Here is a 14,243-nt window from a genome sequence, read left to right as displayed (position 1 = left end):
TGAATCAATGCGCGCGCTAAAAATACGCGTTGCTGCTGACCACCGGACAAACGACTGATCTGGCGGTCAGCATAGGCGTCCATACCCGTCTTACGTAGCACATCCATCGCCATCTCCCGCTCCGCAGCGCCCGGTCGCTTAAACCACCCGAGATGACCGTAACGCCCCATTAGCACAACGTCCAGCACCGTTGTCGGAAAATCCCAGTCTACACTTCCGCTCTGCGGCACATAGGCAATCCGTTTAAAATCATCGCGCGACACGGCCAATCGACCGTCCAAATAGAATTTGACCGAACCGGAAATTTTCGTCAACAATCCTAACATCGCCTTGATCAATGTCGATTTCCCTGCGCCGTTCGGTCCGACAATCGCTGCGAGCGATCCTTTCGGAATCTTCATGTCCACATCCCAAAGAACCGGTCGTTCATCATAGGCAACGGTCATGTCCTCGACTTCTACCGCCCACTCCATATGAATCCCCCTTCATGTATCTTAATAACAAAAAGGCGGGCTCTCTCCGCACCCGCCGTCGATATTATTTCAGGCCCGTAACAATAGTATCGATATTTTCTTTGACCATACCGATATAATCGCCACCCGGAGTACCCGGCGCGCCGCACGAATCGGAATACAATTCGCCGCCGATCTTTACGTCCCAACCTTTTGCCTTGCAAGCTTCCTGCACCGCCTCAATGGTTTTATGCGGAACGGATGATTCGACGAAAATCGAACGGATCTGGTGCGTCACGATGAAGTCGGACAGTTCACGAACGTCAATCGCGCCTGCTTCCGCTTCCGTGCTGACCCCCTGTAAACCTTTGACCGTAAATCCGTACGCCCGAGCAAAGTATTGGAATGCGTCATGTGCCGTGACGAGAACGCGACGCTCCTGCGGGATTTCCGCGGCACGTTTGGCCACATATTCGTCCGCTTTTTTCAGCTCTGCCAAATATTTTTCATAATTGGCTTTGTACAAATCTTTGTGTGCCGGATCTTTCGCAGCCAAGCCTTTGTACACTTCTTCCGCCGCCAGCATCCAATTCTTCACGTCAAACCAGATATGCGGGTCGGTAGCCTGCACTCCGTCATCATCTTCATATTGAAGCAATGTCGACGGATCTAAGTTGTTTGCTACACAAATAGTAGCCTTTTTATCCTGTTTCAGCTTACTGAAGATTTCACCCATCTTACCTTCCAAATGCAAGCCGTTATATACAACGACGTCGGCATCCGTCATCACTTTGACATCCCCGGCGCTGGCTTGATACAAATGCGGATCCACCCCCGGCCCCATTAAGCCGGTTACTTCTACCGCATCGCCACCGATCTGACGGCTCAAATCCGCGAGCATCGTCGTCGTCGCTACCACTTTTAATTTGCCCGGAGCGGCCGCATGCGTATCATCTTTGGTACCGCCACAACCGACCAACACCAACATCATCACCGCAAGCATACCTGTCGCGATCTGTTTCCAACTAATTTTCATACATGTCCTCCTTTATTTTCCCGAACGTCAGAGCAAAGTCCGCCCCGCCTTGCGGCGATAGTTTGAGAGAGGTAAGGATATAATACAACCGACCTTTGCTCGAGTTCAGAACTGATTCTTGCATATTATACCATTTATGAAAATGATTTTCAATAATATTTGTATGTTCTATTCCAAATTCAGCTGCATTCCTGCATACATTTTTCCAGCTGCGAAAAGAAACAATGCGAGTTTTGACGTAAATCTTCATCTTTTTACTTTCAAAGTGCGTTATAAGCATCGTATTACAAGTTCAAATAAAGATGTATCCACATCGCCCCTCGGGGCTCTACCTATGTAGACTAAAAGCACTCTTCGGAGTGTTTTTTTAGTGGCTGCATTTTATTTTTCATATCGTGATGCCCTTTATTATAGTTACCAGGCTGTTTTTCAAAATAAAAAAAGACGATGCGAGCGCATCGTCTTTCTTGTTTCTATTATTCTTCCTCTTCGTCGTCGGGAAGTTCCGCGTTGCTGTAAACGTCTTTGACATCGTCAAGATCATCCAACGCGTCCAGCAGATTTTGCATTTTGCGGGCGTCATCGCCGTCTAAGGCAATGGTGGTGTCGGGCACCATGGTGATTTTGCTGATCGTCATTTCAATATCGGCGTCTTGGAATGCTTTTTCGACGGCATCGTAATTTTCCGGAGTCGTTAATACTTCATAGTCGTCTTCATCATTTTTGAAGTCTTCCGCGCCGGCGTCAAGCGCCATCATCATGAGTTCTTCCTCATCACCGGCATCGCCCGGGAGAACGAACACGCCTTTACGTTTAAACATCCAGGTGACGCTACCGGATTCACCGAGGTTTCCGCCGTGCTTAGAAAAGGCATGGCGCACGTCAGCCGCCGCGCGGTTGCGATTATCGGTCATGACTTCGACTACAAGAGCAACGCCGGACGGGCCGTAACCTTCGTAGGTAATTTCTTCGTAGTCGCCGCCGTCGGTGGCGCCGATCCCTTTCTGGATGGCGCGCTGAATGTTGTCTTTCGGAACGTTGTTTTCACGCGCCTTCTGCAAGGCGAGTTTCAAACGCATGTTACCGGTCGGATCGGCGCCGCCCAAGCGAGCGGCTACGGTAATTTCCTTACCGATTTTCGTCGTAATTTTAGCGCGAATGGCGTCGTTTTTACCTTTTTTATGTTTAATGTTGGACCATTTAGAGTGTCCGGACATGAAAATTCCCCCTTATGCTTGCCACCATTCGGTTCCGCAAAGGCGGTCCAACATGATGGCGGCCGCGGACCGTACGCTCAAATGATTGTAAGCGCCGGCGCCGTAAATCGGCTCTAAAATATAATCGAACGATTGCATGGCTTCTTTCGTCATGCCGTACCCCGTACCGAAAAGCAGCAAGTATGAGTTGTCGGTGGTTTGCAACCATTCCCGTACCTGCCGATATGTGACGGTATTGGGGTAAGTGCGCGCATCCGTGGTAATGATTTGCGGCGGATGCCCCGTTTCGCGATGAATTTCTTCCCGTACCTGCGCGAGATTTTCACGAAGCTTAACATGAGCGAAGGCATCTTTGCGATCCGGATTATAGGTACTGCCGAACCCGGTCTGCCAATGCTCCATGATTTCCTCGGCCAGCTTGCGCTGGGCGAAGTTCGGATGGATAATATAATAATTTTCCACGCCGTACGTCGTCGCCGACCGCGCCAAGTCGTGAATATCATAGTTGGTCAGCGCCGTTGTGATGATGTCGCCGTGTTTATTATAAATAGGATAATGGACAAGTCCGATAGAAAAATGCGCCATCAAGTATCTTCCTCTGCCAGTAATTTTCGGTCGGTATCGCTTAATATCAACTTTCGCCATAAATCGGGACGGCGCTCACGCGTGCGCAACAGTGATTGCTTGCGACGCCACCGCGCGATATTGGCGTGATGACCCGACAGCAATATTTCCGGTACTTTATACCCGCGAAATTCCGCCGGCTTCGTATACTGCGGATATTCCAACGTGCCCTCGATGAACGATTCATCAAACGCGCTGGCGTGCGTGCCGAGGACTCCCGGCAGCAAACGTGCCACGGCGTCCGCCACAATGAACGCGGGCAATTCTCCGCCCGTGAGCACGTAGTCGCCGATGGAAATGCTTTCGTCGACCAGGTGATCTTCCACGCGCGCGTCAATGCCCTCATAATGACCGCAGACGAGTACCAAGTGCTCGTATCGCGTCAGCTCGCTCGCCTTCTCTTGCGTAAAAGGCGCGCCGGTCGGACTGAGTAAAATCACGCGGGCGTTAGGCCTTTTTTGCGGTAAGACGCTCTCGACCGCTTTAAAGATCGGCTCGGCTTGCAGCAGCATGCCGTTGCCGCCGCCGTATGGCGTATCATCGACGTGCCGGAATTTATTATCCGTAAAATCGCGCGGATTGACTGTACCTAACGTCAAATAGCCCGCTTGGCGGGCTCGCGAAATAATGCTATGAGAAAAAAAAGCATCGGCAAATTCCGGAAAGAGCGTGACAATATCAATTTTCATGATAGTTCGCCCAGAACTCGTCGGTCACCGTGAGTCGTTTGGCATCAAGATCGATGTCACTCACGACACGTTTCAGCGCCGGAACGAGAATTTCTTCACGTTCACCGCGCACGACAAACACGTCGTTGGCTCCCGGCTGTAAAACCTCCTGCAAGGTACCGAGCACGGTGCCGCTTTCGGTGACGACTTCCATGCCTACCAGATCGACAATATAAAATTGTCCTTGCGCGCGCGGCGGCAGCTCTTCGCGTGGAAGTTCCGCCCAAAGGCCGATTAACGCATCGGCCGCATTGCGGTCAGCGATGCCTTTGAACTGCACAATCAGCATTTGTTTATGAAAACGCGCATTTTGGATTTGGTAACGATTGCCGCCCAAGTAAAGATGCGGCAACGCCGTCAACATCTCCGGTCGGTCCGTGTCCGGTTTCAGCCGTACCTCACCGCGCACTCCATGCGCGGCGACGATCCGGCCCACCACCAGCATATCCGTAGACATCAGTTGCGAAATGCGATAATTTTGCCGTCTTCCAGCAAAATTTCTGCTCCCATGTACTTGTTCAAGTCGTCGCCGACTTTGACAGTAACGGTCTGCTCCATTTGGCCGCGCGGAATTTCCGCGCCCATTTCGAGCTCGTTGATGCGTTTTTGCTCTTCGGTAAGCTTCGCTTTCATCTGCATCAGTTTGTCTTTATTCTGTTCAATCTGCGCACGCAAATTGATCAGACCCTGTGCATCAATGCGAGCCTGCTCGGTTAACAGGCGTTTGGCCTGAAATTCGATCTGCTGCAATTCTTGTTCGACCTGGCCCAAGTTGGTTTGCACTTCGCGCAGCATGTTGTCTTTCAATGCCTGCGTGACCTTGGACTTGATCAAAACGGGGCAGCGAAGAATCATTTCTTCCATGTTGCCTCCTAGACGATATCGACTGTAACTTTTTTGTTTTCCTTAATGGCACCTGCGCGCACTACCGTGCGCAGCGCCTTGGCAATCCGACCCTGACGACCGATGACTTTGCCCATATCCTCCGGAGCGACGTGCAATTTATACACTTCGAGATCTCCTTTGGTGACAACGTCAACGCGCACAGCGTCGGGATTGCGAACCAGCGCTTTGGCAATTACCGTGACCAATTCTTGCATGCTAATCGCCTCGCTTACTTTTTCAGTTCGGCAAATTTAGCCATGATGCCTTGTTGCCGGAACAATGTGCGTACGGTATCCGTCGGCTGGGCGCCTTTGGCGAGCCATGCCAACGCTTTTTCTTCGTCAATTTTGAGTTCCGCCGGTTGTTTGACCGAGTCGTAGTAACCGATCGTGTCGGCCGGACGGCCGCTCTGCGGGAGCGAAGATTCCATAACTACAATACGGTAGAACGGGACTTTTTTCGCGCCGCGACGGGTTAAACGAATTTTTAACATCTGTTCTTTCACCTCCTTGTGAAGTAATCTTATTTAGGCATAAAAGGCAAGTTGAACCCGCCTTTTGTATTCTTATTTTTATTGAAACGCTTCATCCGCTTCATCATCTTGCGCATTTCCATGAACTGCTTCACGAAACGATTGACATCTTGCACACGCGTTCCCGAGCCTTGCGCGATGCGTTTACGGCGACTGCCGTTCAAAATGCCCGGTTCCTGCCGTTCTTTCGGTGTCATGGACTGAATGATGGCTTCGATCTTTTTAATCTCGCCGCCTTCCAAATCCACATCTTTCAGTTGGTCTTTAAATTTCCCCATCCCCGGGATCATGCCGAGAATACTCTGGAACGAGCCGAGACGCCGAATCTGATTCAGCTGATTGAGGAAATCATCCATTGTGAACTGGCCGGCGACCATTTGTTCCTGCATGCGTTTGGCTTCATCTTCATCGAATTCGCGTTGCGCTTTTTCAAGCAGGCTCTGCAAATCGCCGAGATCCAAAATGCGTCCCGCCATGCGATCCGGATAAAATTCTTCCAAACCGTCGGCGAGTTTTTCGCTGACGCCGATCAATTTGATCGGTTTGCCGGTGACCGCCTTGATGGACAACGCCGCGCCGCCGCGCGCATCGCCGTCCATCTTCGTCAGAATGGTGCCGTCGATGCCGAGCGTTTCATCGAACGCCTGCGCCGTCGTGACCGCGTCTTGACCGGTCATGGAGTCGAGCACGAGCAAAATTTCGTGCGGATGTACTTCCGCTTTAATATTTTGCAGCTCGGCCATCAATTTTTCATCAATATGTAAGCGGCCCGCCGTATCCAAAATCAATACGTCCTGACCGTACGATTTCGCCGTTTGCAAAGCGTATTTGGCAATCCGTACGGGATCGACTTTCTCATCCATGCGGAAAACTGGAATATCGATTTGCTCACCGAGTACCTGCAGCTGTTTGATCGCGGCCGGACGGTACACGTCACAGGCGGCCAACAGCGGCTTGCGCCCTTTTTTCTTGAGCATGAGCGCGAGCTTACCGGCGGTCGTCGTCTTGCCGGCGCCTTGCAAGCCGACAAGCATGATGACCGTCACGCCGTTGGAACTCAACATCAGCTTGCTGCTGGTGCCGCCCAAAAGCTCGGTCAATTCATCGCGAACGATTTTGATCACCGTCTGATCCGGCTTCAAACTGCCGAATACTTCCTCACCCATCGCTTTGGTGCGAACGTTGGCGATAAAATCTTTAGCGACTTTGAAATTGACGTCCGCTTCCAAGAGGGCACGTCGTATCTCACGCAGAGCCGCGTCGATATCGCGTTCGGAAAGTTTTCCCTTGCCGCGCAAATCCGCAAATGCCTGTTGCAGCTTTTCGCCTAAACCTTCAAATGCCATGTGCTCTCCTTTCCGCTCAATATCTTCCACTCCGTCTGCCATTTTTGCAGAAACGCCGGGGGTAAATCACGTTCCATGCGCGCCATGACTTCGCGCCGCCGCTTTTGGTCTTCGACCAGTTTCAGCGCCGCTTCGTATTGCTCCAAGTCGCGCAGCGCGCGCTGCAAATTATCATGCACCGCCTGCCGCGACACGCCCAAACGGTCCGCAATCTCAGCCAGCGTATAGTCATCGTTATAATATAATTCCATACATTGACGGGGACGCTCGGCGATCAATGCGCCGTAAGTGGCAAGTAATTCCCCATGCCAAACGAGTTTTTTGAGTTCCATCGCAGCCCTCTCTTACCCGCCTATTATAGCAAGAGGAAAAAAGAGTGTCAAGCTTTTTGCTTGACACTCTTTCATTATTCAATCACGATCAGCAAATCGCCGGATTCGATACGCGAACCCGCTTTGACGAGGATATCGCCCACATTGCCGCTGATCGGCGCGGTAATGCTGGTTTCCATCTTCATCGCTTCGGTAACGACTAAAGGATCGCCTTTTTCCACGGCATCACCCAAGTTCACAAGAACTTTGACAACCGAACCGGAAAGCGTCGCGCCGACTTCGCCCGGATTGGATTTTTCGGCTTTGCGACCGCCCGTCACTGCCGTTTCCAGATTATTATCATGAACCACGACTTCACGCGGCATGCCGTTCAACTCAAACTGCACCACGCGATTGCCTTGTTCGTCCGGTTGATGAATACTCATCAGTCGAATAACCAGCGTCTTGCCTTTTTCAATCGTCGTGCGAATTTCTTCACCGCGGGTCATGCCGAAGAAGAACGTCGGCGTATCCAAAACGGACAAATCACCGTATTTTTCATAGCGATCAGCGTATTGGCTGAAGACATCGGGATAAATGGTATAAGCCGAGACATCTTCCGGTCGCGTCGGCAAACCTTTTTCCGTCATCTCCGCTTTGACTTTCGTCAAATCGACCGAATCCGGCACCGGTTCGCCCTCCGGCACGCGGCCGCGCAGAATCACGTTGCGTAATTTTTCCGGAAAACCGCCGTACGGCGTACCCAATTTGCCTTCGAAAAATTCGATGACCGACTTCGGATAACTCAGCGTGTTGCCGCGCTCGTAGATATCCTGTTCATGCAAACCGTTCTGCACCATGAACAACGCCATATCACCGACGACCTTCGACGACGGCGTGACTTTGATGATATCGCCGAACATCATGTTCACTTCGGCGTACCGTTCACAAACCTCGTTCCAGCGATCACCGAGACCGACGGCCGCCGCCTGCTGCCGCAAGTTCGAGAACTGTCCGCCCGGCATTTCATGCATGTAAACCGTGGTGTTCGGATACGACGAGGTATGATCGACACCGCGATAGTACGGTCGTACGCCTTCCCAATACTGATTCAATTCTTCCACCGCGCGAATATCCAGCTTCGGTTGCCGCGGATGATCGGACAGCGCGTACCACATGGTGGACATCGAAGGCTGACTCGTGCCGTTGGAAAATGCCGGCATCGCGAGATCGATGATATCCACGCCAGCGTCAACCGCTTTCGCGTAGGAATAAATCATATTTCCCGCGCCCTCATGCGAGTGCAGGTGCAGCGGTAAATCGACCGCATCTTTGATCGCCGCCGTCAACGCGTAAGCGGCTTCCGGCTTAATGAGCCCCGCCATATCCTTGATGGCGATCATGTGCGCGCCGGCGGCCGCGCATTCTTTCGCCATTTTCACATAGTAAGCGAGATCGTATTTCTGCCGTTTTTTATCGAGCAGGTCGCCCGTGTAGCAAAGCGCCACTTCCGCGAGTTTATTTTGCTTGCGCACTTCATCAATCGTGATCGTCATATGATCCAGATTGTTCAGGCAGTCAAAGATACGGAAAACATCGACGCCGTGTTCCGCCGCCTGCGCGATGAAGTGACGAATAACGGTTTCGTCATAATTCGTATAGCCTACCGTATTCGCGCCGCGGGTCAGCATCTGGAATAAAATATTCGGCGCCGCTTCGCGCATGCGACGCAAACGATCCCACGGGCTTTCATCCAAGAAACGATACGCCACATCAAACGTCGCGCCGCCCCAATTTTCAAAAGAAAACAGTTGCGGTAAACGACGCGCCGTCGCGCCGATCGCGCCTAAAATATCGTAGCTACGCAAACGCGTCGCGAACAGCGACTGGTGCGCGTCACGATACGTGGTATCCGTAAAGAATACTTCCTTTTGCTCCTGCACCCATTTAGCGAATTTCTCGGGTCCCATTTCATCGAGCAGCTGCTTTGTGCCGCGCGGCGCAGGTCCCTTCGCTTCCGGAAACGCGAGTTCGGGGAAATCCGGTTTGTTTTGCGGCCCTTCATGCGCGTAACCGTTGACCGTCGTATCCGCGATGTATCGCAACAACTTCGTGCCGCGATCTTTCGGTTTCGGCAACTCGAACAGCTCCGGATGAGAATCAAGGAAATTCACATCATACGTTCCGTCTAAAAATTCCGGAGCCGCCAACAAATTCAGCAGGAAATAAATATTCGTTTTCACACCGCGCACGCGGAACTCCCGCAATACGCGCGCCATCTTTTTCACAGCCAGCGCATGCGTCAGCGCATGCGTGGTCGCTTTCACCAACAGCGAATCATAGTACGGCGTGATGACCGCGCCGGTGTATGCCGTGCCGGCATCCAGCCGAATGCCGAAGCCGCCGCCGCTGCGGTAAGCGATAATTTTACCCGTATCCGGGAAGAAATGATTTTCCGGATCTTCCGTCGTGATTCGGCATTGAATGGCATTACCGTGATGTTCGATTTTATCCTGCTCGGGAATCCCGATTTCCGGATCGGCGAAATTGTATCCTTCCGCAATCATAATTTGCGTCTGAACGATGTCGATATCCGTGATCATTTCCGTCACGGTATGCTCGACCTGGATACGCGGGTTGACTTCGATGAAATAAAATTCACCTTCGGGCGCGACCAAAAATTCCACCGTACCCGAATTGACGTAATTGACATTTTTCATCAACCGCACGGCCGCTTCGCAGATCTTCTCGCGCAACTCCAACGGCAACGCGAAAGCCGGAGCGATTTCCACCACTTTCTGATGGCGGCGCTGGATCGAGCAGTCACGTTCAAACAAATGCACGACATTACCTTTGTTGTCGCCTAAGATTTGAACCTCAATATGCTTCGGATTGCGAATGTACTTTTCGAGATACACCGCGCCGTTACCGAAGCTGATTTGCGCCTCCGACGTCGAGCGTTCAAACGCCTCCTCAATATCTTCCAAACGTTCGACAACGCGCATGCCGCGCCCGCCGCCGCCGTAGACCGCTTTGATGATAATCGGCAAACCGACTTCTTCCGCGAACGCCTTGACATCCTCCGCGCTTTCTACCGGACCGTCGCTCCCCGGCACCATTTTGATACCGGCGTCTTCGGCCTGCTTGCGCGCGTTGATTTTATCACCGAACATTTCCAAATGCTCCGGACGCGGACCGATAAAACGAATCCCTTCCGCCTCGCAACGCCGTGCGAATTCAGGATTTTCCGCTAAAAAACCGTAGCCCGGATGAATTGCGTCGACTTCCTGCTCCTTAGCGACGCGAATAATGTCTTCGATATCCAGATACGCGTCAATCGCTGATTTATCTTTCCCTACCAAGTACGCCTCATCGGCGCGATTGCGATGCAGGGAAAGCGAGTCCTCTTTCGAGTAAATCGCGACCGTGCGAATGCCCAGCTCATTACATGCGCGAAAGACACGAATCGCAATTTCACCGCGATTGGCGACCAGTACGCTTTTAAATTTACGAATCGTCTCCTGCTGTTGCGTCATATCGTTCCCTCCTCCAAATGATTAAGTCCATTGTAAAGAATCTTCCCCCAAAACACAACCGTCAGCGTCATGTGTAATGTATACATCCTGCCCTTATGCCGTTATGCCGATGAAATGCGTCGTGCGCTTTATTGATAGAACCTTGTGACGGGCAAAATTGAGAAATGCTGTTATAATACACGTATGGAAATATCCGACATCATTCGCTCTGTTTTTACATCATTACTATCTCGTAAGGGAGACTGCCATGAACCAAGACAATCTGACCGAACTCGCTCGTAAGTACGTGCAAGACACCGTTCCCGAACACGATCTCACCGTCGACGAAGCCAACCTGATGAAAACGCTTGCCGCCTACCGTACAACGCATAAGAATCACTTGTCGGAAACGCTGCTCACCGATGACCGCCTGCTCGCCGAATGGTTGGCCTACCTGCACATCTATCCCGATGAGGATATGGACCCCGACGAAGCGAATGACATGATGGTCACCTGTCTTTTCGATTTCTTCTACAAAAGCACTTTAAACGGCGCCGCGTACAATATTTTACAGGAAATGCCAAAAACATCCTTGGTGAAAGATCCCGAGGACAAAGAAACCTTGGAGTATGTGTACAAACATTTCGATTATGATCGCTACGCGACCGAAGTGCTGGACACCGACGTATATAAAGAAACGCCGTTCGGCGTCTTAGTCAAACCGCAATAACATAAAAAGAGGCAGCATCTGCTGCCTCTTTTTTGTTGGCAAATCAACATTGTCATGCGCCTCTTCTATTCTCTGGCTTTCCCATTTCCCCCGTAACTTCTTGACGCGATTGTTGTCATCTGATATATTAACATCAGATAAAAAAGCGATACTAGAGTCGCTGCCGGAAGTAACATTCGCCGGCACCGCAGTTGGTATCGCTTTTTTGCGTGTTCGCATACAAATTTGCACTTGTCTTTTCCTTCCGACTCAACTTTCTTCCGTCTCGTGTCATGCCTTCGGCCTTTTGCCTTTGTTTTCCGGTCCTTGACGCTGAGAATATCTCCTGTTATACTTAACTCATCTAAAGGAGATTCAATATTTTCGGTGGGGGGCCGAAATTACCCCCGCTTTGGAAAATAATGAATCTCCTTTTTTGTGTTCCAATATAACAGACTTCCCGATTGAATAGCTGCTGCGATTTTTCTCGCCCCCCATGTCCTTAATGCGCCCATTATCAGTCAGGCGTAAATAGGTATTAATAGCGTCTTTGTTGTATTCCATGCGCTTGCCTGTGCTTTGCATTTCTTCTGCAAAGGCTTGCCGTTCTGTTTCTGTGGAATAAAAACGCCCGCGACGAATGGTCTCGGGCTTCGGTCTTTGTTCTACTCTTTCAGTCTGTTCATCAGGCTGTCCGCTTCCAGTTCGTTCATCATTGTCGCTACTCCGTCCCACGCTTTCTGTGCTTCCGTCCGCGTGTCCGGCACTTCGACCTCAAGCTCGATCTCCTCTTCTGACGGTTCCGCATGTAGAAGATACTCCAGTTCCTCCCGTATCATCTCGTTGCGAAACATTATGTCCACGTTCTGATACTTTTTCTCCAGCCGTTTCTTCTCCACTTCGTAAATCGTCTGTATCGCGACTGCGTACCGATCCGTCATCTTGATCTTCTCCAGCGCGTAATACAGAGGCTCGTTCCCCAGATACCAGATGTTCTTGACCCATTCCCCGTTTTGCTTCGGTACTTCTTTCGCGACTCGTTTCACTTCCGCTTCCCTCGATAGTACGTCCGCTTTCAGTTCTTCCAGAGTCATCGCTATTCACCCCTTACGGTATACGGAAAAGAATTGATATAGGCTAGATGTTCTTGTCCTTTAATTCCAGAGGCGGTACTCCCATCACCTTGCATAACCGTGCCACGTCCGCTCGTGCCTCTGGTGTTTTCGCGTACTCGCCCGACTCGACTGCTTCCCATCTCGCCAGCGTCCATTTTTCCGCTTCGGTCATCGGTTCGCTTTCCAGCTTCTTCATAAATTCCCGTGTCTGTTTCAACATTTGCTCGTGCGTCATTCCTGCCATCTGCTTCACCTCCGACTTCTTTTATTGCCTCTTTCTTGTATCTCCATTATCATTATTTACCGCTTTTGTCATTTTGGCAACTTTTTTCATTTTGATCGTATGTTTCTTTTTTATCTTTCCTCAAATTCGTTCATTTTCTTATTTTTTTACCGTGCGGGTGAGCAATTAAAGACGGCGGCCCCCACTGCCAAAAAACAGAAAAAGCAAGCGCGGGCAAACCGAAATAAATAAAGAAAATAAAAAACACCGCAAACATATTGTTACGGTGTTTTTCTGCTTTTGAACACGTGCGCAAAAGCAGAAAGTTTATCTAAAAGATTTTGGTGCGAGAGAAGGGACTTGAACCCCCACGCCCGAAGGCGCCAGATCCTAAATCTGGTGCGTCTGCCATTCCGCCACTCTCGCAAGCGTTCCGCGGAAATAAACCGCGTTCAAAGGGTATGCGATTATTGTATACTACGAATTCATCATCCGTCAATATTTGGCGTTATTGAGCCGTTCAATCTCCGTGCGTATTTCCCTATTTGCTTTTTATATCGCATAGCAATAAAAATCATCTCTTTTACTTCTTTATAATATGACAAAAAAAGAGGCAGAGTTTTCTCTGCCGGGTGGGGGGATGAATCATCATTATACACATGACATGATTAACAAAGGAGGGAAGAGAATACTGTTCCCTGTCAGTATCCTCTTCACAAGGAGATGGATGTAACAAAACATAGGCCAATATATCTTGTTACCGGATCCTGAGATCCTTTTATATAACTGCCCCTAAGAGCAAGTTACCAAGAAAAAATGTTCTCTCACAACGCGAAGAGAACAAATCTCCCCTTCTCATCGCTCGTGAGTCTGACGGGTGCTGCATATGGACAGGTCTCCTGACTTCGCATCATCGCTTGCTCCGCCTTCCCGGTTTCCCAGTGGCTTTTGGAACTCGCTCCGCTTCACAGTGGCGGGACCGCGCCGGATTCGCACCGGCTTCCCTCTATGGCCTTTCGGCATCCATACGGAAATATGCAATTAAAAAAGCTCTTTGCGTAGGCAAAGAGACACGGCGTAATCGCTCGTATTCTCCTTCCCTATCGCTCGTAGGTCAAACGGAAACTTCCCATAGGCAGGTCTCCTGACTTCGCATCATCGCTTGCTCCCCCTTCCCGGTTTCCCAGTGGCTTTTGGAACTCGCTCCGCTTTACAGTGGCGGGACCGTGCCGGATTCGCACCGGCTTCCCTCTATGGCCTTTCGGCACCTATAGATCAATCTGAACTTGTGTATATAGTAGCACAGGTAAAACCGAGTGTCAAATGTAAATCGTATCTATTCACACCTTAATCATTATTTTTTATATAGTGACCGACTTTATATACTAAATAACTCCCCGAGCATTGTCGGGGAGTTATTTCATACGTTATTTTATGAACGTATCTTATTTTCTGCGAGCTTTTTTAGCCGGTTTTACGTTAACGCGTTCTTTGAGCTGTTTACCAGCTTTGAAAGCCGGGCTCTTGGAAGCCGGAATTTTAATTTTCTG

Annotated in this window: 17 protein-coding genes, 1 tRNA gene and 2 riboswitches; of the genes, 1 reads left to right on the top strand and 17 read right to left on the bottom strand. The window is 50.4% G+C overall.

The features are described 5' to 3' along the window. The 12 genes from KH813_RS03655 to KH813_RS03600 all read right to left on the bottom strand — a co-directional run. On the bottom strand, positions 1–473 hold a 473-nt coding region (locus tag KH813_RS03655; RefSeq protein WP_303993367.1), incomplete at its 3' end, for a metal ABC transporter ATP-binding protein. Positions 474–537: 64 nt separating this feature from the next. Beyond that, entirely contained in the window at positions 538–1,488 is a 951-nt protein-coding gene (locus KH813_RS03650) for a metal ABC transporter solute-binding protein, Zn/Mn family (protein WP_303993364.1), read from the bottom strand. 476 nt (positions 1,489–1,964) lie between these two features. Then, positions 1,965–2,705 (bottom strand): YebC/PmpR family DNA-binding transcriptional regulator, encoded by a 741-nt coding sequence (locus KH813_RS03645; RefSeq protein WP_159822237.1) that lies wholly within the window; start codon positions 2,703–2,705, stop codon positions 1,965–1,967. Between the two features lie 12 nt (positions 2,706–2,717). After that, on the bottom strand, positions 2,718–3,290 hold the full coding sequence (locus KH813_RS03640) for an RNA methyltransferase (protein ID WP_024048660.1): 573 nt from the start codon (positions 3,288–3,290) through the stop codon (positions 2,718–2,720). Next, the gene (gene trmD, locus KH813_RS03635) at positions 3,290–4,018 is read right to left on the bottom strand and encodes a tRNA (guanosine(37)-N1)-methyltransferase TrmD (protein ID WP_303993360.1); all 729 of its coding nucleotides are present in this window, start codon (positions 4,016–4,018) and stop codon (positions 3,290–3,292) included. The genes KH813_RS03640 and trmD overlap by 1 nt, the downstream gene beginning before the upstream one ends. Then, a complete protein-coding gene (gene rimM, locus KH813_RS03630) occupies positions 4,008–4,514 on the bottom strand; it encodes a ribosome maturation factor RimM (RefSeq protein ID WP_303993357.1) in 507 nt (168 codons plus the stop codon). The genes trmD and rimM overlap by 11 nt, the downstream gene beginning before the upstream one ends. Then, a complete protein-coding gene (locus tag KH813_RS03625; protein WP_034436638.1) occupies positions 4,514–4,921 on the bottom strand; it encodes a YlqD family protein in 408 nt (135 codons plus the stop codon). The genes rimM and KH813_RS03625 overlap by 1 nt, the downstream gene beginning before the upstream one ends. Before the next feature lie 8 nt (positions 4,922–4,929). Continuing rightward, positions 4,930–5,157 (bottom strand): KH domain-containing protein, encoded by a 228-nt coding sequence (locus KH813_RS03620; protein WP_024048656.1) that lies wholly within the window; start codon positions 5,155–5,157, stop codon positions 4,930–4,932. A 14-nt stretch (positions 5,158–5,171) separates the two neighbouring features. Beyond that, positions 5,172–5,435: a 30S ribosomal protein S16 gene (rpsP, locus tag KH813_RS03615; protein ID WP_024048655.1), complete on the bottom strand. Its 264-nt coding sequence runs from the start codon at positions 5,433–5,435 to the stop codon at positions 5,172–5,174. 29 nt (positions 5,436–5,464) lie between these two features. After that, entirely contained in the window at positions 5,465–6,820 is a 1,356-nt protein-coding gene (gene ffh / locus KH813_RS03610; protein ID WP_303993352.1) for a signal recognition particle protein, read from the bottom strand. Next, entirely contained in the window at positions 6,802–7,152 is a 351-nt protein-coding gene (locus KH813_RS03605; RefSeq protein WP_303993349.1) for a sigma factor-like helix-turn-helix DNA-binding protein, read from the bottom strand. Before KH813_RS03605 ends, ffh begins: the two co-directional genes overlap by 19 nt. A gap of 74 nt (positions 7,153–7,226) precedes the next feature. After that, entirely contained in the window at positions 7,227–10,646 is a 3,420-nt protein-coding gene (locus KH813_RS03600; RefSeq protein WP_303993371.1) for a pyruvate carboxylase, read from the bottom strand. 268 nt (positions 10,647–10,914) lie between these two features. Between KH813_RS03600 and KH813_RS03595 the strand changes: the two genes are divergently transcribed. Continuing rightward, a complete protein-coding gene (locus KH813_RS03595; RefSeq protein WP_303993347.1) occupies positions 10,915–11,376 on the top strand; it encodes a hypothetical protein in 462 nt (153 codons plus the stop codon). Here KH813_RS03595 and KH813_RS03590 read toward each other — a convergent pair. From KH813_RS03590 to KH813_RS03570, 5 genes are all read right to left on the bottom strand, one after another. Continuing rightward, positions 11,359–11,595 carry a hypothetical protein gene (locus KH813_RS03590; RefSeq protein ID WP_303993344.1) on the bottom strand — a complete coding sequence of 79 codons (237 nt, stop codon included), beginning with the start codon at positions 11,593–11,595 and terminating at the stop codon, positions 11,359–11,361. The two genes, KH813_RS03595 and KH813_RS03590, sit on opposite strands and share 18 nt — an antisense overlap. 425 nt (positions 11,596–12,020) lie before the next feature. Next, positions 12,021–12,449, bottom strand: coding sequence for a hypothetical protein (locus tag KH813_RS03585; protein ID WP_303993341.1), 429 nt, complete (start codon positions 12,447–12,449; stop codon positions 12,021–12,023). A 43-nt stretch (positions 12,450–12,492) separates the two neighbouring features. Next, positions 12,493–12,714 carry a hypothetical protein gene (locus KH813_RS03580; RefSeq protein ID WP_303993338.1) on the bottom strand — a complete coding sequence of 74 codons (222 nt, stop codon included), beginning with the start codon at positions 12,712–12,714 and terminating at the stop codon, positions 12,493–12,495. Between the two features lie 321 nt (positions 12,715–13,035). Then, positions 13,036–13,119 (bottom strand) — tRNA-Leu (locus KH813_RS03575). A gap of 445 nt (positions 13,120–13,564) precedes the next feature. Then, a riboswitch (cobalamin riboswitch) is annotated at positions 13,565–13,735 on the bottom strand. 74 nt (positions 13,736–13,809) lie between these two features. Further along, positions 13,810–13,980: riboswitch (cobalamin riboswitch) on the bottom strand. 158 nt (positions 13,981–14,138) lie between these two features. Next, a partial coding sequence (locus KH813_RS03570) for an HU family DNA-binding protein (protein WP_369694431.1) occupies positions 14,139–14,243 on the bottom strand: 105 nt, incomplete at its 5' end.

The organism is Negativicoccus succinicivorans (assembly GCF_018373335.1).
In the GTDB taxonomy this organism is placed as follows: domain Bacteria; phylum Bacillota; class Negativicutes; order Veillonellales; family Negativicoccaceae; genus Negativicoccus; species Negativicoccus succinicivorans_A.
Note: the sequence above shows the minus strand (reverse complement) of the source record. Positions and strands in the feature narration are given on the sequence as shown.